The following is a 19,626-nucleotide window of genomic DNA, read 5'->3' on the forward strand; positions in this document are numbered from 1 at the left end:
GAAATCCTCCTTAAATAAATTCTTATCTGTTCCTATCTGTGGGCTTCCCAGAAGATGACTGCTTCCTGAAGCCAGTTTTTCACTTTTGTTTCATTTCCTATTCCAAATCCATGTCCCAGTCCGTCAACGATTCTGACCGACACATTTTCTTTGCCCAGTACCTTCTCTAATTCCGGCAGTTTATCTTCCACATTTGCAAAACCGAACTCATCATCCCGCCCTACGATAGAAAATACCGCCAGTCCCTTGTCCTCCGGCAAAGCTTTGATATCCCAGTCCAGACCATACATAGGGAAGATCACCTTCGGTCTTGGCAGATGATTCTTGTGGCAGCAGTCCTCATAATTGGCAAATGAATACGCCGTGGTCATAAGTCCTCCTGCTGAAAAACCAAAGATGGCATAATCATCCATGTTTACAGAAAACTGTTTTTGATGCTCCGTCAGATATCGGATCACTTGTGTCAGTTCCCTCGCGGCAGCCTGTCCCTGCTTTACCTGTTCTGTCTCACCCAGCTGTCTGCCGACCGGATAACTTACGACGAAAACAGAATATCCCATTTTATGCAGCTTCATCGCCACAGGATACCCCTCGCAATCAGTTACATTACTGATAAATCCGCCTCCCGGAACTACAATGGCAAGTGGTTTTCCCTGTTGTCCCTGATAAAACATTCCCGTCAGATGTGACCTGTACGGATGACTATTCACTGCTTCCGCAGGATACAGATCCGGCACCAGCCTTGCCTGACCTTTCTCAACAAGTCCGGTTAGATAATTGAAAGATTCCAAGGCTGCATCCAATTGTTCCTCACGACCCTGCGCCTTTAAAAAATCCTTATACTTTACAGGCGCAATAGCTTTCAGCACGTTGTCCTCCACATTGAAAAACATATGTTTAAAACCGCCGAATACCGGATGCTGCATGAAAAATCCAACTTTGTCCTCCCCCGTTCCCGGACGGAAATGTCCGTTTTCATCGTAATAGCTGCTTTCCTTTATTTTTGGAAATCCGCAGATGCCAAGAAGTGCCGGTAAAAACATGGCACTTTTTTTGTAGACATATAATGTCGCACCGATTACAAATAATAAAACAATCACCACTACTGCAAAAAATATCTTCATCCTAACCTATGCCTCCTTTTCTTACTGATATCTTACATTATACAGACTAAAATTACATCAACGAAACATAAGTGATTTACCGACCAAACTTAATAAATATCCGAGATTACTCTGTACACCTTTGCCCCCAATATGGTATATTTTAGACAGGTTAAATAAACTGCTGATGACTATAATCACAGTTCATTCATATCTTGAAAAGGAGAGAATATATATGATGACATTATCTGCATTGAATCAATTTCTGAAGCAGCACACTCCCGAAGAAACCCAGCGTCTGAACGGTGTAAAGAAAGATTATTCACAATTTCCTGTTGCCAGAGGTAAGTTTGATACACCCTGTTACCGTTTTGATACGAACCTTGAAGATCTGCGTTCTTTATTTCTTTCAAAGAAAGTTCTTCCGAGTTATTACAACTTCGCTGTTGTAAAACAAGATCGTTTTGAAAACGTACCTCTGCATATCCATGAGTGGCTGGAATTGAGTTATATTTATTCTGGCGCCTGCACAATGACGATAAATAAGACTACATTCAGGCTAAAATCCGGGCAGATGGTTCTGATCAGCCAGAATGCACCTCATTCTGTCAAAAGATGTTCAGAAAATGATATTATCATCAATTTTCTGCTGACGCGCGAATATCTGAACGGTACTTTTTTTGAACGCCTGTCTCAGGATAATTACCTTACACACTTTTTCATTGAGGCTCTGAACACCACGATGCAGGAAAGCAAGTATATTGTCTTTTCCCCGGAACAAAAACAAAACCGGCTGGCAGATCTTACCAACCAGTTTCTCTGTGAATTTTATTCTCCGTCCGTAACATCCGGGCCTTTTTTAGACAGTCTTTTTACACTGATCACCTGTGAGATGATCAATCTGTTCCAGCACGGTATGGTTCTGGATCACTCCTCAGTGGATCAGATTTATACCATACTCCGATATATCGAAACAAACTTTGCGGACTGTACCCTTTCTTCTACAGCTGAGTTTTTTAATATGCACCCAAACTATCTCTCTGCCTATATCCGCCAGCATACCGGAATCACTTACAAAGAGCTGGTCCAGACACAGCGGCTTTCTCAGGCGGCAAAACTGTTAAGGAGCACCGCACTTTCCACAAATGATATCAGCCTTGCCGTCGGATATCAGAATACCAGCTTTTTCTTTCAGCTGTTCCGCAAGAAATACGGATGTACGCCTATGGAATATCGAAACATGCTTCATGCTTCTGATACGCCAAATATGTGATATGTACATTATTTGTCATATAGAAACTTTTCCGGTAAAGTTACTTTAAAATCTTTCGCCAAATCTCTGAAATTCTGAGGTGAGATTGTCTGTCTTTTATCCGGTCTCATGGACAGCATCTTTACAAGGATTTCCGCGGATTTCTCTACGGTGTGCATTAATCCGAATGTAAGATCAAAGTCTTCCCCTGAGCAGAACATGCCGTGATGCGCCCAGATTGCCACATCATATTCTTTCATCAGGGCACTTGTCGCCACTGCGATCTCACGGCCGCCCGGCACCATCCATCCTACTACACCGATTCCGGAAGGAAATACAACCGGGCACTCGGTCGCCATCTCCCAGAGTTCTCTAGTAAATACTTTATCCTCCAACGGCAGTACAAATGTCAGTGCGATCACATTCGTGGTATGTGCATGATAAATCACCCGGTGCGCTCCATTGGTAACGCCTTTTTTCACTTCATGGTTCATCAGGTGGCTCGGTAGCTCACTGGTCGGTCTGCCTCCGTTTACCAGGCCCCAAAGGATGCGGTAATTCTCTCCTTTTTCATCCAGTTCGATGATGCAGATACTATCCTCCGGATCAATGATGACATTGCGGAAATATTTCCCGCTGCCTGTTACGAGGAAATATTCGCTCGCAAGTCCGGGGACTTTGGTGGCAATCGGTTTCCATTCATTGTCATAATGAAGGAACTCTTTTACCTCCGCCACTTCCTCGTCTTTGATGCGGTAAGACAGGTTGCCGCCGTTTCTCTCGTGCCATCCCTGCTCCCATCCATCGTTACACATACGGATAAATCCCTGTACAAATTTTGTATCCAATACACTCACGGCTTTTCCCTCCTACACTCTTTTTGTCAATACCGTCTCTTCGTATTTCTCAATTTCCCCGAACCACGTACCGTCTTTTGGCGCTCCGCATTCTTCACAATACTCGGCCCACACATCACCAAAGGGCAGTGTTTTTATCTCTTCCTGCTTTACCATCAGCTCTGTCATACGTCCTTCGTCCTGCAGTTGTTTCAGTGTTTCATTTGGTGTCAGCAGTGCATTTAAAAGTGCTTTCTGGAAATTACGGAATCCTACAACCCATGCGGAGATTCTGTTGATGCTCGCGTCAAAATAATCCAAGGCAACTTTATCTACAGAAGACATTCTCCATACAGTAGGCTACGAAAACAGCAGCTTTTTTCACAACAAATTTAAAGAACTGTATGGGAAAACTCCAAAAGAATATCGTAGAGAAAAAGCTGCCGCCTCTTTAGGAGATAGCAACAGCTTTTCAAATGACGTCTAAAATTATTTAACAACATTAAGATAACATACCGTAACCAAGAATACGTCCACTCCCAATCGGATACTGATGCTGCCACACTCCCCTGACGCTATTGCCATTCACTGTCGTACTCGTATTCCCTTCTACGGTATACACAATATCTCCCTCACACTTCTTCACAATCGCCACATAGTCTGTCATGCCGGCGTCTCTCCAGTCGAAGAACATAAGAAGAGCATAAGAGCAAGTTTCGCCTGAGTAACTCAAAACTCACTTTCGTGGTTTCCGTTCCCCCGCAAACTTGATGAGGATTTCGCTCCCCATACCCTCGAATAACGCATATTTCCATATATGCTGTTTTGGCTCCTTATCAGTCGCAGCGTAATTTTTTAAATTACGGATTGCTCTTCCCACAAAGATATTCCAATAGGCTTATTCCTATAAGGTTATTTTCAAAGGAGGAAACAGCAAGTGGCACGTCCCAAAAAACATAAAGAGTTGAAACGAAATCACCAGATCATGCTGCGCCTGACAGATACAGAATATGAGATTATCTCTTCCAATGCAAAAAATGCTTCTCTTCCGTTGGCCGAGTACGCAAGGAAACTCATCACCGGGAAGACTCCAAAGATCACTTATGAGATTGTGGCAGATCTTCCTGAGCTGAAAAAGCTGATCGGAGAGTTTGGAAAAATCGGCAGCCATTTGAACCAGATCGCACGCTACTTTAACAGCGGCGGTATCCATTCTCAGGAAATGCGAAAGTATATTCAACAGGGAATTGCAGATATTTTTGAACATCCGGTGGCTGTCCAGCTTCATAGATCGGATGGTTTTTACGATCTCCTGATTTTCAAGCTGTTCAGCCAACAGTTTCAGTTCTTTTAAATGTTCCTGCCACTCGGCAATCTTCTTTTCCGTTTTCCGGATTTCCTCCAGAACCCGGTGCAGTTTTCGGTTCATCTATTTCACCTTCCTTCCCGTATAATCACCCATGAATCCGTCCAAATGCCAGGAAATGTTCCTGCCAGTAAGCAGACGCAATGCTTGTATACTGAATGGGATTCCCGCAATGGATCATCATATTGTCGCCCACATAAATACCCACATGGCTCGCTCCAGGCGTATCATAGGTTCCCTGGAAGAAGATCAGATCTCCCGGCTTTGCGTCAGACGGGGAAACCTGCGAACAGCAGCCCATCAATCCATCCGTGGTCTGCCTGCCGATATTCCAGCCATTGCCGCAGTTATTGATCACCCAGCTCACAAAACAATAAGCACAGTCCTGGGGCTTATCCGGCGCATATTTTTTCCTAGCCGTTTTCCCCGTCTGCATCCTGCCTGCCTTTCCGCTCCAGCTCTTCTAACAGCCTGTCCTCTCTTGCTCCGGCAACAATACAGCAATACAGGCTCAACAGAAGAAGAAATATAAACACCCCGCCTACAGCGATCAACCATTTCATTTTTCTTCACCTCTCCGTTTTATTATTCAAACAAAAAAGGCGCTCATGGAAGCACACGGCTGCCACAAACGCCCAAATCGATCCTATCTTATCAATCTCTTTTCTTTTTTCTTACTTTCATCCATACCGCAGCGGCAATGGCTCCCGCAAGCCCCAGACCGCAGGAAATCATAAGCGCCGCAATCGGCGTGTGATCCCCGGTTTTCGGTGCGTCCACCGTAGTTGCCGGTGTGTCCGGAGTCTCCGGTGTTTCTTCCGGCTCTGCTTCATCTTTCATAGTAACTTTCTGGATCTCACCGGTATCCTTTACCTCAAATTCCACATCCTCGGCAATCAGATAACCTTCCGGTGCGGATTCCTCATGGAGTGTATACTTCCCAATCGGGAGCATTTCAATATAGTGCGGTTCTTCTGTGGAAGTCCAGTTCTCTACAACCTCACCATTTTCGTCCAGGATCGTCAGTTTCGCTCCCGGCAGTTCCTCTCCTGCAATATCCGTCTTGGAGATTTCCACCTTCGTCACATCATCTTTCATTTCGATCTTCTGGACTTCTGCGGTATACCTCAAAGGTTACGTCCTTTAAAGCGCCGGTAACATACTCAAAGAGATGGCTGATCCAGCCGCCAATGGTATCGGCAAGCGTCACATCCTCCAGGAACTCGCCTTTCTTATTGATGATCAGCGTCCCTGTCGGCACATCGTCTTTCATTTCCACTTTCTGGATCTGTGCTGTATCCTCCACGGTAAAGGTAATTTCTTCTGCTTTCAGATACCCGTAAGGAGCCAGTTCTTCCCGGAGCGTGTAAGTCTCGCCTACAGTCAGCCGTTCAATCAGATATTCCTCTCCTTTTACAGAAGTCCAACTGTCAACCACATTTCCGTCTTTATCCAGGACGGTCAGCTTTGCGCCCTCCAGCTCCACGCCGGTTGTGAGATCCGTCTTTTTCACGGAAATCTTAGTCGGTTCATTTTCATATTCAGAGGACAGTTCCACCACAGGGATCTCCTGCCCCTGGTACTCTGCGGTCACTCCTATCACTTTATCGGAAGAAACATATCCGTCCGGAGCTGCTTCTTCTTTGATGTAGTATCGTCCAAAAGGCAGGTCATTCACAAATACGGCTTTCCCGTTTTCATCAGACAATGCCTTGCCAATCAGCGTGTCCGCTTTCACAATCACTTCGCCGTGTGCCAGAATATCCTCTTTGGCATACAGCCCAAAGACTGCGCCTTCCACAGTCGCCTGCGTTTCCGCATCCTTTTTCACCACGGATACTTCCACTTTCTGGCGTTCATTCCGGAAAACCGCTTCCTGTTCAATCACAGGCGTATTCTGGTCTTTGTAGGTAAAAGTCACCGTCTGGGCTCTTTTACTGTTACTTCCTCAAAAAACAGCAGATACAAAAGATAAGCATCTGCCTCTGCCAGTTCTTCCATCACTGCCTGCAGCTTCTCCACACACAGCTTCCGGATCACTGTATCTTCCGGGCTGTCTGCCAGCCCCTCTGGGATCATCCCTTTCTCTGACAATGCTTCCAGGCTGGATACGCTGTATTTCCTCTTTCTCTCGCTCTGGTAACGCTCTCGCCGCCGGGACTGATACCATTCCAGATAGACTTCCCTGGTAACTTCCACCACGGTTCCTTCACTTGTGCGGAGTACATAGCATTTCCGCTCCTTTGGACGCCTTCCCCTCATACAGCGCACCTCCCGGAACCGGCTCTTTTTTCCAGAACGATTTCTTCCTGTCCTTCCCGCATCCGGCGAAGCGCCGCCATGAGCGTCTGGGAAACCGTAGGCTGGGAGACGCCAAGCGCCTTTGCAATCTCCCACTGTGTTTCCCCATAATAAAAATACAGGATCACAATGTCTCTTTGCCGTTCTGTCAGAAGTTCCATCAGTTCCAGGATCTTCTCTTTTTCTATCAACTGCTCCAAGGGCGGCAATGCCGGAGAAGCCAGGAAAAACCATTCCTCGGAAACCGCATGATAGGAAACGATCTTTCCTTTCCGGCTTGATTCCCGGTTCTTTGCCAAACGATCCTCCCCTTCCAGAAACAGGCGCATATACCACTCCCTTTGTTCAAAGAATGATGCGTCCACGCAGATCTGCTGTCCATTATTCTCATAGCAGTAATCTCCGCAGCTATGTACCGGAAAAACCGTGGCATATTTTCCTATCCGATAAAGCGCATACCCTTCCCGGAATACCAAAAGCTGTACTTCTCCGCCATTTTCCATACTTACGATCCGCTCTCCCTGTTCCAGCAAACGCCTTGCTGTGGGAACTTTTTTCTCTGTCTCCGGCTTTTTCACAATCCACTTTAAATCCTGTAATGTCAGCATAGCGACCACCTTTCCGCCCGTAGGCTCCGGGCGGCCAGATGACAGCACACAAATTTCCAGGGAAAAGGCAGCAAAAAAGGTTCCCGGCACGCCCGTTTTTTTTAACGGGAGCCTGGAACTCCTTTTACTGCCTGCAGACAACCTTATTAATTTTATTATCGGTACTGCCGAATCGGTTCCTCTTTCGACTTGGCCGGAAAAGGATGTGCCTCCGATTCTGTTGATTTCATCTGTTGTTTTTCAATCAGTAATGAGTAGTCCCCCATGGCATCATAAGGACAACTCCTCCGATAAAGCAGGTTTTCTTCCCTGGTCACCCTTTCTCCCTCCTCTCCAGTTTCTGTGCTTTGCATATCCAATGTATCATCCTGCCAGTTATTTTTCCCTTGCAGATATGGGGAAACATACAGGATTCCCTCCCATATCTGTGGATTTTATCGTATTCCTTCAATCCCATCCATCAAGGCGCTCATAGTCTGGATCACAATTTTCTGCTCCTTTGGACGCAGGTTCTTTACACGGGAAAACATCCTATGGGCAGGATTTCCCATTTCTTCCGGATTCCTGCCTAATAACTCGTTGGCGTCAGCATCCAGTATTTCCACCAGCTTTGCAAAAATCTCAATAGACATGGCTGCCTGCCCTCCTTCAATGCGGCTCACTGTGTTGACACTGATCCCGGCTTTCTCTGCAAAAGTCTCCTGAGTTAAATGGCTGTCTTTTCTCTTTTGTCTGATACGTTCCCCCAACTGGATCAACTCCTGCGATCCCGCACGGTTTCCCAACACAGTCCCTCCTTCCACGATAAATTTTACTTTGTGACACCGTGTCGCAAAGTTTCCTGTCCACAGACAGAAAAAAGCAGCCAGGTACATGAACTTAGCTGCTTTCGTAACTCTATCATTCACTTTTTCTTCTGTAAACACTTCACAGTGTTTTGGCACTTACCAATCTTGAAATCCCGGTAACCGCCATTTTCGCCAGATAGCAGACCGCCATCAGAAGACGCCAGACCAGGACGAACCCGCCGATTACGCCGCCGATCAGCAGGTTGAATACAAACATTCCCACCGTACCGCCAATATCAAAGCCCCTCGGAATGATCCACAGGAACATCCTCTGTACCCCAAAGGGAATCCCTACAAACATCCACAGTTTCAGGTAATCACACTGCCCTTGCTCCACACAGAGAGGATAAAACAGCGCTCCCAGGAATACTGCGGTTCCTACCGGTACGATCACCTTTTTCATAAATTCACTTATCCGCATTTCATTTACCTCCATACAGATCATGGTTCACTTCCGCCTGATAGTAATGGTTCATCGTCATAGACGAATTGTAAAGCGTAGTCAAAAGATATGCCCTGATGTTCGCCACTTTGGATGTATTCCGGTGCAGGCTGAACAAAACATACTCGATATGGGAATAGGTCAGCTTCAGGAAACGGCTTTTGACTACCGATAGCGGCTTATCTGCCCCGCCGATCCGCACCACGCTGTCATCCGGCATCATCAGGATCTCCACCATCAGCTCAATAAGCTCGTCCACATCTTCTTTCTCCCTTCTGTCCAGAAAGCACTCATAATCAATGTTCTCCTGTATCAGGGCACGATAGGTTTCCATCCTCTCTATCACATCTTCTCCCACAGGGCGCACTTCACCTGCAGATGGAGATAGATAGGATTGGATAGAATCAATCTCATTAAAATCAGTCTCATTAAAATCAGTATTATTAATATCAGTATTATTAGATTGTGAATTTGGAACTTCTTGAGTTGTGATTTCCACAATTCTTGAAGTATGATTTTCATCATTCTTGAATTGTGATTCTGGTAATTCCTGATTTGTGGTTTTCACTATTCTTGAATTGTGATTTTCACTATTCTGCGTATTTCCAAGGTTTTCCGGCGCTTTTCCTCTCTGCTCAGGAGAACACTTTTCCTTCAGTATAAAGTTTTTCACATAGATTACATTCGGTTTTCCCAATCCCAAACGTTTCTTTTCAATCAATCCAATCCCCTGATTATCGTCCAGTTCTTTCATCAGCTTCACCGCTTTCTGTGTTCCACAATTCAGAAGCTCTGCTATTTCTTCCACGGTAAAAATGATATATACTCTATCTTCCTCGTCAAACCAGCGGTTCTTAATGCTAAGGCTCATACGGTCTAACATCAGACCGTATAAAACCTTTGCTTCACAGGAAAGGGATTTAAAACACTCTGCGGTAAACAGCACTTTCGGGACACGGTAAAAACTATACTGTTCCGCTTCCATCCCACGGAAATAATCAAACTGTATCTCCTGCATTTAATTCCCCCTCCTTTCCCTGTTTCCATTGATCCAGAAGTGAATAGATCACTTCCTCAATCTGTTCCTTTGTGTATGCCGGCGGGAAGTAATCACGGATCTTCTTTGAAGAGATCGTCACAGTCTGCCCGCCGCCCTCTTTCTTTACCAGAAGCGCATAGATACTTCCTTCTGACAGCATTCCTTCCTCACTCATAACTTTGAGCTGCCCGGCCTGAGCCGGTGATGGATAAACACCAATGTTCTCCGCTGCCTCCATCACCATTTCCTGTTCTTCCAGCTTCAGATAGGATAAGCGTTCTCCAGCTATCATCGCAATCTTTCCTGTATCCACCAAATCCAGAAGCCCGTTAATCAGGCTGGCAAGCCGGATATACCTCTGTACCGTCCTTCCGCTGTCCCCGGCTTTCTCTCCCACAACATCCGCAGTGTGCTTGTCCCCTTTGCTTCCCTGATGTTTCAGCGCCTCATATTTCATCTTGTAAGCCCTGGCTTTCTCACTTGGCAGAAGGTTCTCCCTTTGGATATTGGTATCCACCATCAGCACCGTAGCTGCGTCATCATCCAGATCCCGGATAATTACCGGCATGTCCGGCTTTCCTGCCAGTTCGCAGGCCCTCCATCTGCGATGTCCGGCTACCACCTCATATCCATCTGCACAAGGGCGCACAATCCCTGGCTGGATTACGCCGTGCTGGATCACACTTTCCACGGTTTCCTGCATTTTTTCATCGTCCAATACCTTGAAAGGGTGATTTTTAAACGGGTGAAGCTGGCTTAAGGCGACCGTTGTATAGATGCCTTCCACGCTATTATCTTTTGTTCCAAACAGATCGTCATAGGAAGTCAGCTTGATTTTCTCAGCACTCTTATTTTTCATCTGCAAGCACCTCCCCGGTCAGGTGGCGGTATCCCTCTGCCACAATCCCTTTCGGATCATGGAGATAAATACTCTTTCCCTCCGCTGTTGTCTCTGCCGCTCGTACAGACATAGGGATACAATTCTCAAAGATATGGATGTTATTGCCGTATACATCACGGATCTGTTCAGAAATATCCCGTGCAAAGTTTGTCCGGCGGTCAACCTTTGTCAGCAGAATCCCCATAATGGATAACCTGGGGTTCAGCCGCCTGTGTACCTTGCCAATGGTCTTGATCAGTTGTAGGTGTTCCGTCTGTATAAAGGTTAAAAGCAATACGGACAATCTTTTCACTCCCACTGGTCTGCCATCCTTCCTGCAGGCACTCCGGTTTAATAAATCCAGTCTTAAAATCATAGATCCGGTTTGCATTGCGTCTGGTGTCCTCTGAAAGTCCCAGGCAATAAATAAGGGTTTTGTGGTACGAATCCTGACACGAGCATTTTGAAAGATAGGTGTTATAAAATATCTCATGTTCCTTGTTTTTAAAAGTGATTTTTCTTTCCTGTTTTACTTTTGCTCCTGTCGCTGTGTTCCTTGACATCTGATTTCCCTCCATTGTTCATTTTTACTAATTTAACTGGTCATTCACCATTTTCAGATATAATTCATCCAGAAACTCTCGTTTAATATCTAACGTCTGTCCCTGCCATGTATCATTTTCGGAATGAGTACCATTCCATAAATCTTCGGCTACATTTCTCCGCAGATGCCAATATAATTTACATCTCCGATCAATCTTTTGTTTCTCTGCAATTTCCATAAAATGATCTGCACTGAAAAACTCATATACAGATATTCTTAAGGCGAGCGCCATCTGGCACAGGGCATACAACGGGATTTTGTTCTCTCGCCGGCATCTGGCATTGGTAAACCATGTATATACTGTCCCTTCCGGAGAACCTGTTACTTTACAGATCCATTTAACTTTCCTATTCAGATGAATTCCCTGGGCTCTTAGAACATGATTGATATTTTGAATGAGTTCTCTTTTGTCCTTGTTCTGATGCAGTTTTGTTAATCTGATGATTTCCTTTTCCAATTTCATTTTTCTTTGCTCTTTACGCTGTGTTGTTCCCATTTGTTTTTCCTCCTGAATTTTAAAATTTTGTATAAAAAATAGGGACACTCTGCTGCAAGTATCCCTATCTTCTATCAATGTATTGATAGCGCTATATTCACTTTCATAATCCAGGATTTTTTGTGTTCCCCGTACCGAGGTCTAAGGCAACCACAACGGTTACTTTGTTTACAAGTACCTTTTCCTTGTGATTTTCCTCTAATCTGTTGAAACTGAAAAAGTCAACAAAGTGCGTAAATTCAAGGATTTCTAGGTATGTTTCCTTTGTAGTCTTACCACAGTCTCCACATGTGTGCTCTGCGGAAACATATCCGTAGTAGAAACCTGTTTCAGCTCATACTCTTCTTCACAAAGTATCTTCAGGTCTCTCGCCAGTGTGGCGCTGTCGCAGCTTACATATACGACCTTCTCCGGCTTCATCTTCAGGATTGTATTGAGCAGTACCTCATCGCAACCCTTTCGTGGCGGATCTACAACGATCACATCGGCATAAACACCGTTCTTCTCGTATTCCCTCGGCAGAACCTCTTCCGCTTTTCCCACGAAAAATTCCACGTTTTCAATTCCGTTGAGTTTCGCATTTTCTCTTGCATTATCAATGGCCTGTGGTATGATCTCCACGCCGCGGACAAATTTCGCCTTCTGTGCAAGAAAAAGCGAGATCGTTCCGATTCCGCAGTACAGATCCCATACGGTTTCGTTGCCGGTAAGTCCTGCGTATTCCAGTGCTTTTCCATAAAGCTTCTCCGTCTGGATCGGATTGACCTGGAAAAAGGACAGTGGCGAGATCTGATAAGATACACTTCCGATACTGTCCGTTATATAGGACTGTCCCCAGAGAAGCCGAAGCTGTTCACCGAGAATTACATTGTTTCGTTTTTTGTTTACATTGACTGTAATGCTTGTCATCCCCGGAATTTCGCAGAGAGATTCCACCAGTGCTTTTTCTGCAGGAATTTTGTCGCCGTTTAAGATCAGGCACACCATTATCTCATCTGTATGAAATCCATACCGGATCATAATGTGACGCACAAGGCCTTTGCCAGTGGTCTCATCATAAGGCTGAATATGATACTTTTCCATATGTCCAATTACACAGTCCAAAACATCTTTATTCTGTTTTACACCCAGGATACAATCCCGGTTCTCAATAATAGAATGCGTTCTTCCTGCGTAAAAACCGGTAATGATCTTTCCGTCTTTATTTTTTCCTACGGGGAACTGGGCTTTGTTGCGGTAATGGTATGGTTCTTCCATTCCCATGATCGGTTCCATTTCAAGATCCTTAAAACCTCCGATCCGCTCCAGATGACCGCGAACCTTTTTCTCCTTAAATTTCAGCTGTTCTTCATAGGACAGTGCCTGGATCTGGCAGCCGCCACATTGACGTGCTATGGAGCAGGCTGGTTTCACACGGTATGGGGACGGTGTGATCACCTCCATCAGACGGCCATAGCCGTAGTTCTTTTTTGCCTTGATGATCTTAGCTTTGATCCTGTCACCGATCACGGCATCTTTCACAAAAACGGTGAAGCCATCGGCTTTCCCGATACCTTCACCGTCAACTCCGCAATCTTCTATATCCAGGGTTAATATATCATTTTTACGGAATTCCATTAATTAAATATCTCCTGTTCTTCTTAAATTGGACTCAAAAAAACGGTTGTAGCCAAGCCATTCTTTTTTTCCTTTGTCTGCATGGAAGATCTCTGTCAGCGTCTCCATTCTTGCATCTGTATTATCTGCAAGATTCAAAGCAACTGCCTCTGCAAGTGCAGGTTTTTTCGGAGATCCGTACTCCAGCTCACCATGATGGGCAAGGATACAATGGATCACCTGATTCTCAATCTTCTCCGGAAAATCCGGAATTTCTTTCACCAGATCGTGTACCATCTGTGCTCCAATCATAATATGTCCCAGAAGCTGTCCCTCATCTGTATAATCATTCATCGGAAAAGCAGAAAGCTCCCTGGTTTTTCCAACATCATGAAGAAGTGCTGTTGTGATCAGAAGATCTCGGTTCAAAAGAGGATACGCATTCGCCATATAATCACAGAGACGTGTCACTCCAAGAGTATGCTCCATCAGACCGCCGATGAATCCGTGATGCACAGTTTTCGCTGCTGAATGTCCCTCGAACACTTTCATAAATTCCTTATCTTCTACAAAAAGCTTCTTCAGAAGCTGGGAAAGATACGGATTCTTCACACTGTCTATCAGAGCCATAAGCTGACTCTGCATATCATCCACACTGTTCTCGCTGACCGGAAGATAATCTGCCGGATCATATTCACCCTCTCCGGCTTTGCGGACTCTCTTGATGTTCAGCTGCATGGCACCTGCAAAACTTGTCACATCTCCCATGATCTCTATATAATCCAGTGCATCAAACTCATCGATCCCCAGAGAATTCGGGTCCCAGATCTTACCATCGATCACACCGGTCTTGTCCTGAAGGATCAAATTCTCATATGGCTTACCATTCTTCGTCATGGCTGCCTGTTTCTGTTTACAGAGATAAATTCCGTTTACTCTGTCTCCCTCGTGTAATTCATTTAAAAAACGCATAAATTATTTGCCTTTCTATTCCCTTTACTTTATTCAGTATCATAACACATTTTACTTTCCTTTGCTACGGAAATCATGTAAAATAAGAAACAGAATGTCTTTGCATGTATCCTGTGTTATATACAAAGGCATACAAAGTAACAAAAGTAACAAAAAGGAGCAACAATGAACAAAAAAGCATATAAAGCACTTGAATACTATAAGATTATAGATCTGCTCACAGACAAAGCCTCTTCCCCTATGGGAAAAGATCTCTGCCGGAAGCTTACCCCTTCCACAGATATCGAAGAGATTCGTTCCATGCAGCTGCAGACCCACGATGCCCTTGCCCGCCTCTTCAAAAAAGGCGGCATTTCCTTTGGCAGTGTCAAGGATATCCGCGGCACACTGAAGCGACTCACCGTTGGCAGTGCACTGAACGCACCGGAACTGCTTTCTGTCTGCAGTCTCTTAGAGAATACCGGCCGTGTCAAAGCCTATTCCCGAAGTGACCGTGACGATGGAATGACCGATTCCCTTGACGGAATGTTTGCGGCACTGGAGCCTCTGACACCACTTAGCACCGAAATCCGTCGCTGTATTATTTCCGAAGATGAGATCAGTGACGATGCCAGCAGCACACTTCGCCAGATCCGCCGCAGTATCAAATCAACCAACGACCGGATCCATACACAGCTTTCTTCCCTGGTTTCCGGAAGCGCCCGAAACTATCTTCAGGATGCCGTGATCACCATGCGTGACGGTCGTTACTGTATTCCCGTAAAAGCCGAATATAAAGGCCAGGTTGCCGGTATGATCCATGACCAGTCCGCTACCGGTTCCACACTTTTCATAGAGCCGATGGCTGTTGTCAAGCTGAACAACGATATCCGTGAACTGGAGCTGAAAGAACAGAAAGAGATCGAAGTGATTCTCGCTTCTTTAAGCCAGCAGGTTGCTGCCGAGCTGGAGGCGATCCATGCCGATCTTTCCATTATGGTTCAGCTGGACTTTATTTTTGCCCGGGCAGCCCTTGCTATGGATATGAATGCCAGCGAACCAATTTTTAATACTGAGAGACGGATCCGTCTGCGTCAGGCAAGGCATCCTCTGATTGATAAGAAAAAGGCTGTCCCTATCGACATCCGCCTGGGAGATGATTTTGACCTACTTGTTGTAACAGGACCAAATACCGGTGGTAAAACTGTTTCCCTGAAAACCGTTGGACTTCTTACTCTGATGGGACAGTCCGGTCTTCACATTCCTGCTCTTGACCGCTCCGAGCTTGCACTTTTCCGCGAAGTCTACGCAGATATCGGTGATGAGCAAAGTATCGAGCAATCCTTGAGTACCTTCTCTTCCCATATGACAAATGTAGTTTCCTTCCTCAGATCTGCAGATCAGGACTCTCTGGTTCTCTTCGATGAGCTTGGTGCCGGAACCGACCCTACCGAGGGTGCAGCTCTGGCCATCGCGATCCTGTCTCACCTCCATGAACAGGGAATCCGCACTATGGCTACCACACATTACAGCGAGCTGAAGGTCTATGCTCTTTCCACCAAAGGCGTGGAGAATGCCTGCTGCGAATTCGATGTGGAAACCTTACGACCTACCTACCGTCTCCTCATCGGTGTTCCCGGAAAGAGTAACGCTTTCGCTATCTCTTCCAAACTGGGACTTCCGGACTATATCATTGACAAGGCAAAGGAGCAGATCAGCGAACAGGATGAATCCTTCGAGGATGTTCTGACTTCTCTGGAACAGAGCCGTGTCACCATCGAAAATGAGCGTGCAGAAATCGCCCGCTATAAAGAGCAGGTCGAAGAACTTAAGAAGAATCTCCAGGAAAAAGAAGAAAAGCTAGATGAACGTAAAGAACGGATTCTCCGCGAAGCCAACGAACAGGCGCATGCGATTCTCCGCGACACCAAGGAATATGCAGACCAGACCATGAAGCTTTTCCATAAATTCCAGAAAGATCACGTGGACACTGCTTCCGTGGAAAAAGAACGCCAGAATCTGAAAAAACGTATGTCAAAAGCTGAAAAAGGCATGTCCTCCAAACAGCAGAAACAGAAACCAAAGAAAGAGTTGAAACCATCGGATCTTTCTCTTGGTGACACAGTAAAAGTACTGAGTCTGAACCTCAAGGGAACTGTTTCCAGCCATCCGGATTCCAAAGGATACCTTTTTGTACAGATGGGTATCATCCGCTCCAAGGTACATATCTCTGATCTGGAACTTGTGGATGAACCAGTGATCACCACTCCGTCCATGCAGCGTACCGGTGCAGGAAAGATCCGTATGTCAAAAGCAGCCAGCATTTCCACAGAGATCAATCTTCTGGGAAAAACTGTGGATGAAGCTGTGGCAGAGCTGGATAAATATCTGGATGATGCCTATATCGCACATATGAAATCCGTCCGCATCGTTCACGGTAAAGGTACCGGTGCTCTCCGTAAAGGTGTACACAATTATCTCAAGCGTCAGAAGCACGTGGCATCCTTCCGTCTCGGCGAATTCGGAGAAGGCGATGCCGGTGTGACTATTGTAGAATTCAAAAAATAAAAAAAGGAGCTTATCATGGCTACAAAACAAAAAATTCTCATTGTTGACGATGACAACAATATTGCAGAGCTTGTGGCTCTCTATCTCACAAAAGAATGCTTTGAGACCAAGATCGTAAATGATGGCGAAGAAGCCCTGAAGCAGTTCCACCTTTTTCACCCGGATCTCATTCTCCTGGATCTCATGCTTCCGGGAATCGACGGTTATCAGGTATGCCGCGAAATCCGGCATACTTCCGACGTACCGATCATCATGCTCTCTGCCAAGGGCGAAACTTTTGACAAGGTTCTCGGTCTTGAACTGGGGGCTGATGATTATATCATCAAACCTTTTGATTCCAAGGAACTGGTAGCCCGGGTCCGCGCTGTTCTGCGACGGTTCCATGTGAAATCACCAGCTTCCGCCCCTAAGGAAAAATGTGTTTCCTATCCGGACCTTGTGATCAACCTTACCAATTATTCAGTGACATATATGGGACACCAGATTGATATGCCTCCAAAAGAGCTTGAGCTGCTTTATTTTCTGGCTGCCTCTCCCAATCAGGTTTTTACAAGAGAGCAGCTTCTGGATCACATCTGGGGATATGAATATATCGGTGACACCCGAACTGTCGATGTTCACATTAAGCGTCTGCGTGAAAAGATCAAAGACAATCCTAACTGGGCGCTTTCCACAGTATGGGGCATCGGCTATAAATTCGAGGTAAAAGCTTCATGAAGCAGCATCTCTACACCAAGCTTCTGATTCTTTATTTTGTGATCGGAGGAATCTGCTTTCTGCTGCTTTCCTCCGGTGGCTCCTACCTCGTAGAAAAGAAGTTGGAAAAAACTACCGGTACTTCCCTTTACCGGACAGCCAGCCATATTGTTTCCCAGGATGAGATCCGGCAGGCGGTAAAAAATCCTGACAGCCAGAAGCTTTCCCTCTCTCTTTCTTCTGCTGCCTCTTTTGAAAATGCAGATTTCTGGATCATGGATACTGAAGGAACCGTTCTTATAAACACTTCCGAACACGACAGTGATACCGGACATATAAAAGTTAAGGATTTCAGTCCTTCTGACTATAATGAGAAATGCTATTCCTCCGGTACATTTTATGGGACATTCAAAACTGCCCATTTAACAACAGTCGTTCCTGTAAAAGATACCGATCAGGTCATCGGTTATCTTGCGGTTCATTATCCAATGAAAAATCTCTACGAAAGCCGCAGCAATATCATGGAAGTAATGATCATCATCTTCCTTGTGATCTACGCATTGTTTTTCAGTTTTCTGCTGGTATATTTTTACCGGGTACATAAGCCCTTAAAGGAAATCCTGAAAGGCACGCAGGAATTCGCCAACGGAAATCTTTCCTACACGATTCCTGTAGATTCCGAGGATGAAATGGGATATCTCTCTCATTCCCTCAACTATATGGCAGATAAACTGAACAAAAACGGAGAATATCAGAGACAGTTTATTTCCAACGTTTCCCATGATTTCCGCTCACCGCTTACTTCAATCAAGGGTTATGTGGAAGCTATGCTGGATGGCACGATCCCACCGGAAATGCAGGAAAAATATCTCAAGGTCATTGCATTTGAATCTACCCGTCTTGAGAAGCTTACACGAAGTCTCCTCACCCTGAATGAACTGGACGTCAAAAAACGGATGATGCATATGCGCCGTTTTGATATCAACGAAACGATCCGCACCACTGCCGCTACTTTTGAGGGAACCTGCTCAGAACGTAATATCCGCCTTGAGCTCCGTCTGGCAGGAAAAGAGCTCTTTGTCCGTGCCGATATGGAACAAATCCAGCAGGTACTGTACAATTTATTGGACAATGCTGTAAAATTCAGCAACGATAGTTCCTCTATCGAACTGGAAACAACAGTAAAACACGGAAAGGTATTTGTCTCTGTAAAGGATCACGGCACCGGCATCCCGAAGGAAAGTCTCCCACGAATATGGGACCGTTTTTACAAGATCGATGCTTCCCGGGGAAAAGACCGCAAGGGTACCGGCCTCGGTCTCGCCATTGTAAAAGAGATCATCAATGCACATAAACAGAATATCAATGTGATCAGCACCGTTGGCGTAGGTACTGAATTTCTCTTTACACTTGAAAAGTCAAAGTAATCTCTGATCTTCTGAAATGCTATAAATAAAAAGAACTTTCTCATCAGACTATTAACACTGCATCACAGTCTGCAAGAAAGTTCTTTTTATTTCCATTTACGTTTTATTTTTTATTTCCATTCATAATTCCGCAGATGCCCTTCCAGGTTCATATGTATAAAATTATGCTGTCTCAGTGCTTCGTAAAGTACGATCGCAACAGAATTGCTTAAGTTCAGCGAACGAATGTCTCCGATCATAGGAATCCTCACACAGTTTTCCTGATTGTTTACCAGGATATCTTCCGGAATACCCGCGCTCTCTTTTCCGAACATGATAAAGCAGTCATCCTCATACTGCACATCTGTATAACTCTGTGGCGCTTTCGTTGTTGCATAATAAATCTTTGCACCTGGATTCTTTTTGAGAAAATCCTCATAATCCAGATATCTCGTCACATCCAGATGTTCCCAGTAGTCCATACCTGCACGCTTGATAGCTTTCTCATTCAGACGGAATCCAAGCGGCTCTATCAGATGTAATCTGGTTCCTGTAGCCACACAGGTTCTTCCAATGTTTCCTGTATTTGCCGGAATCTCCGGCTCATGGAGCACAATATTTAAAACTCCCATTT

The 19,626-nt window shown here is 45.3% G+C and carries 22 protein-coding genes and 4 pseudogenes; 6 read left to right on the top strand and 20 right to left on the bottom strand.

Features of this window, described 5'->3' with window-relative positions; genetic code table 11:
- Nucleotides 1–32: 32 nt before the first annotated feature.
- A complete protein-coding gene (locus WMO28_RS11160) occupies nt 33–1,124 on the bottom strand; it encodes an alpha/beta hydrolase (protein WP_015522070.1) in 1,092 nt (363 codons plus the stop codon).
- 214 nt (nt 1,125–1,338) lie between these two features.
- Here WMO28_RS11160 and WMO28_RS11165 point away from each other — a divergent pair, with 214 nt between their 5' ends.
- Nucleotides 1,339–2,376 (top strand): AraC family transcriptional regulator, encoded by a 1,038-nt coding sequence (locus WMO28_RS11165; RefSeq protein ID WP_158581077.1) that lies wholly within the window; start codon nt 1,339–1,341, stop codon nt 2,374–2,376.
- Between the two features lie 8 nt (nt 2,377–2,384).
- Here the strand turns inward: WMO28_RS11165 and rhaD are convergent, their stop codons facing one another.
- Nucleotides 2,385–3,212, bottom strand: coding sequence for a rhamnulose-1-phosphate aldolase (gene rhaD, locus WMO28_RS11170; RefSeq protein ID WP_117993833.1), 828 nt, complete (start codon nt 3,210–3,212; stop codon nt 2,385–2,387).
- A gap of 12 nt (nt 3,213–3,224) precedes the next feature.
- Nucleotides 3,225–3,536, bottom strand: a complete 312-nt coding sequence (locus WMO28_RS11175) for an L-rhamnose isomerase (protein ID WP_015522068.1) — start codon at nt 3,534–3,536, stop codon at nt 3,225–3,227.
- On the opposite strand from WMO28_RS11175, the gene WMO28_RS11180 reads away from it, so the two are divergent.
- Both WMO28_RS11180 and WMO28_RS11185 read left to right on the top strand, forming a co-directional pair.
- Nucleotides 3,535–3,678, top strand: coding sequence for an AraC family transcriptional regulator (locus WMO28_RS11180; RefSeq protein ID WP_117636789.1), 144 nt, complete (start codon nt 3,535–3,537; stop codon nt 3,676–3,678). The two genes, WMO28_RS11175 and WMO28_RS11180, sit on opposite strands and share 2 nt — an antisense overlap.
- Before the next feature lie 450 nt (nt 3,679–4,128).
- On the top strand, nt 4,129–4,545 hold the full coding sequence (locus tag WMO28_RS11185) for a plasmid mobilization protein (RefSeq protein ID WP_349057029.1): 417 nt from the start codon (nt 4,129–4,131) through the stop codon (nt 4,543–4,545).
- Here WMO28_RS11185 and WMO28_RS11190 read toward each other — a convergent pair.
- The 16 genes and pseudogenes from WMO28_RS11190 to WMO28_RS11265 all read right to left on the bottom strand — a co-directional run.
- Nucleotides 4,522–4,620, bottom strand: a pseudogene (locus tag WMO28_RS11190) (DUF4315 family protein); the annotation flags it as partial. The gene WMO28_RS11185 and the pseudogene WMO28_RS11190 overlap by 24 nt on opposite strands.
- A 25-nt stretch (nt 4,621–4,645) precedes the next feature.
- A pseudogene (locus WMO28_RS11195) lies at nt 4,646–4,942 on the bottom strand (C40 family peptidase); the annotation flags it as partial.
- A gap of 28 nt (nt 4,943–4,970) precedes the next feature.
- The gene (locus WMO28_RS11200) at nt 4,971–5,120 is read right to left on the bottom strand and encodes a hypothetical protein (protein WP_349057031.1); all 150 of its coding nucleotides are present in this window, start codon (nt 5,118–5,120) and stop codon (nt 4,971–4,973) included.
- A gap of 91 nt (nt 5,121–5,211) precedes the next feature.
- Nucleotides 5,212–6,496 (bottom strand): annotated as a pseudogene (locus tag WMO28_RS11205) (MSCRAMM family protein); the annotation flags it as partial.
- The gene (locus WMO28_RS11210; protein WP_349057032.1) at nt 6,475–6,819 is read right to left on the bottom strand and encodes a sigma-70 family RNA polymerase sigma factor; all 345 of its coding nucleotides are present in this window, start codon (nt 6,817–6,819) and stop codon (nt 6,475–6,477) included. The gene WMO28_RS11210 and the pseudogene WMO28_RS11205, both read right to left, overlap by 22 nt.
- Nucleotides 6,816–7,466 carry a sigma-70 family RNA polymerase sigma factor gene (locus WMO28_RS11215; protein ID WP_349057034.1) on the bottom strand — a complete coding sequence of 217 codons (651 nt, stop codon included), beginning with the start codon at nt 7,464–7,466 and terminating at the stop codon, nt 6,816–6,818. The genes WMO28_RS11210 and WMO28_RS11215 overlap by 4 nt, the downstream gene beginning before the upstream one ends.
- Nucleotides 7,467–7,621: 155 nt before the next feature.
- Nucleotides 7,622–7,783 (bottom strand): hypothetical protein, encoded by a 162-nt coding sequence (locus WMO28_RS11220; protein ID WP_349057035.1) that lies wholly within the window; start codon nt 7,781–7,783, stop codon nt 7,622–7,624.
- A gap of 117 nt (nt 7,784–7,900) precedes the next feature.
- Entirely contained in the window at nt 7,901–8,254 is a 354-nt protein-coding gene (locus tag WMO28_RS11225; protein ID WP_330546037.1) for a helix-turn-helix domain-containing protein, read from the bottom strand.
- Between the two features lie 139 nt (nt 8,255–8,393).
- A complete protein-coding gene (locus tag WMO28_RS11230; protein ID WP_118590546.1) occupies nt 8,394–8,735 on the bottom strand; it encodes a DUF6050 family protein in 342 nt (113 codons plus the stop codon).
- A 1-nt stretch (nt 8,736) separates the two neighbouring features.
- Nucleotides 8,737–9,774: a replication initiator protein A gene (locus WMO28_RS11235; RefSeq protein ID WP_349057037.1), complete on the bottom strand. Its 1,038-nt coding sequence runs from the start codon at nt 9,772–9,774 to the stop codon at nt 8,737–8,739.
- Nucleotides 9,755–10,654: a ParB/RepB/Spo0J family partition protein gene (locus WMO28_RS11240; RefSeq protein WP_015522058.1), complete on the bottom strand. Its 900-nt coding sequence runs from the start codon at nt 10,652–10,654 to the stop codon at nt 9,755–9,757. Before WMO28_RS11240 ends, WMO28_RS11235 begins: the two co-directional genes overlap by 20 nt.
- Nucleotides 10,644–10,937, bottom strand: a pseudogene (locus tag WMO28_RS11245) (ParA family protein); the annotation flags it as partial. The gene WMO28_RS11240 and the pseudogene WMO28_RS11245, both read right to left, overlap by 11 nt.
- A complete protein-coding gene (locus WMO28_RS11250) occupies nt 10,855–11,238 on the bottom strand; it encodes a DUF6075 family protein (protein ID WP_349057038.1) in 384 nt (127 codons plus the stop codon). The gene WMO28_RS11250 and the pseudogene WMO28_RS11245, both read right to left, overlap by 83 nt.
- Nucleotides 11,239–11,265: 27 nt before the next feature.
- Nucleotides 11,266–11,775 (bottom strand): hypothetical protein, encoded by a 510-nt coding sequence (locus WMO28_RS11255; protein WP_015522054.1) that lies wholly within the window; start codon nt 11,773–11,775, stop codon nt 11,266–11,268.
- A gap of 249 nt (nt 11,776–12,024) precedes the next feature.
- Complete coding sequence (rlmD, locus tag WMO28_RS11260) at nt 12,025–13,392, bottom strand: 23S rRNA (uracil(1939)-C(5))-methyltransferase RlmD (RefSeq protein ID WP_349057039.1); 1,368 nt, start codon at nt 13,390–13,392, stop codon at nt 12,025–12,027.
- Between the two features lie 3 nt (nt 13,393–13,395).
- Nucleotides 13,396–14,343, bottom strand: coding sequence for a 3'-5' exoribonuclease YhaM family protein (locus WMO28_RS11265; RefSeq protein WP_349057040.1), 948 nt, complete (start codon nt 14,341–14,343; stop codon nt 13,396–13,398).
- 165 nt (nt 14,344–14,508) lie between these two features.
- Between WMO28_RS11265 and WMO28_RS11270 the strand changes: the two genes are divergently transcribed.
- The 3 genes from WMO28_RS11270 to WMO28_RS11280 are packed head-to-tail and all read left to right on the top strand — an operon-like array spanning nt 14,509 to nt 19,013.
- Nucleotides 14,509–16,890 carry an endonuclease MutS2 gene (locus WMO28_RS11270; RefSeq protein WP_349057041.1) on the top strand — a complete coding sequence of 794 codons (2,382 nt, stop codon included), beginning with the start codon at nt 14,509–14,511 and terminating at the stop codon, nt 16,888–16,890.
- A gap of 15 nt (nt 16,891–16,905) precedes the next feature.
- Complete coding sequence (locus tag WMO28_RS11275) at nt 16,906–17,607, top strand: response regulator (protein ID WP_349057042.1); 702 nt, start codon at nt 16,906–16,908, stop codon at nt 17,605–17,607.
- Nucleotides 17,604–19,013 carry an ATP-binding protein gene (locus tag WMO28_RS11280; RefSeq protein ID WP_178642126.1) on the top strand — a complete coding sequence of 470 codons (1,410 nt, stop codon included), beginning with the start codon at nt 17,604–17,606 and terminating at the stop codon, nt 19,011–19,013. Before WMO28_RS11275 ends, WMO28_RS11280 begins: the two co-directional genes overlap by 4 nt.
- A gap of 110 nt (nt 19,014–19,123) precedes the next feature.
- Here WMO28_RS11280 and trmL read toward each other — a convergent pair whose 3' ends face one another.
- Nucleotides 19,124–19,624, bottom strand: coding sequence for a tRNA (uridine(34)/cytosine(34)/5-carboxymethylaminomethyluridine(34)-2'-O)-methyltransferase TrmL (trmL, locus tag WMO28_RS11285; RefSeq protein ID WP_178643821.1), 501 nt, complete (start codon nt 19,622–19,624; stop codon nt 19,124–19,126).
- Between the last annotated feature and the right edge of the window lie 2 nt (nt 19,625–19,626).

The organism is Blautia aquisgranensis, assembly GCF_040096615.1.
In the GTDB taxonomy this organism is placed as follows: domain Bacteria; phylum Bacillota; class Clostridia; order Lachnospirales; family Lachnospiraceae; genus Blautia_A; species Blautia_A aquisgranensis.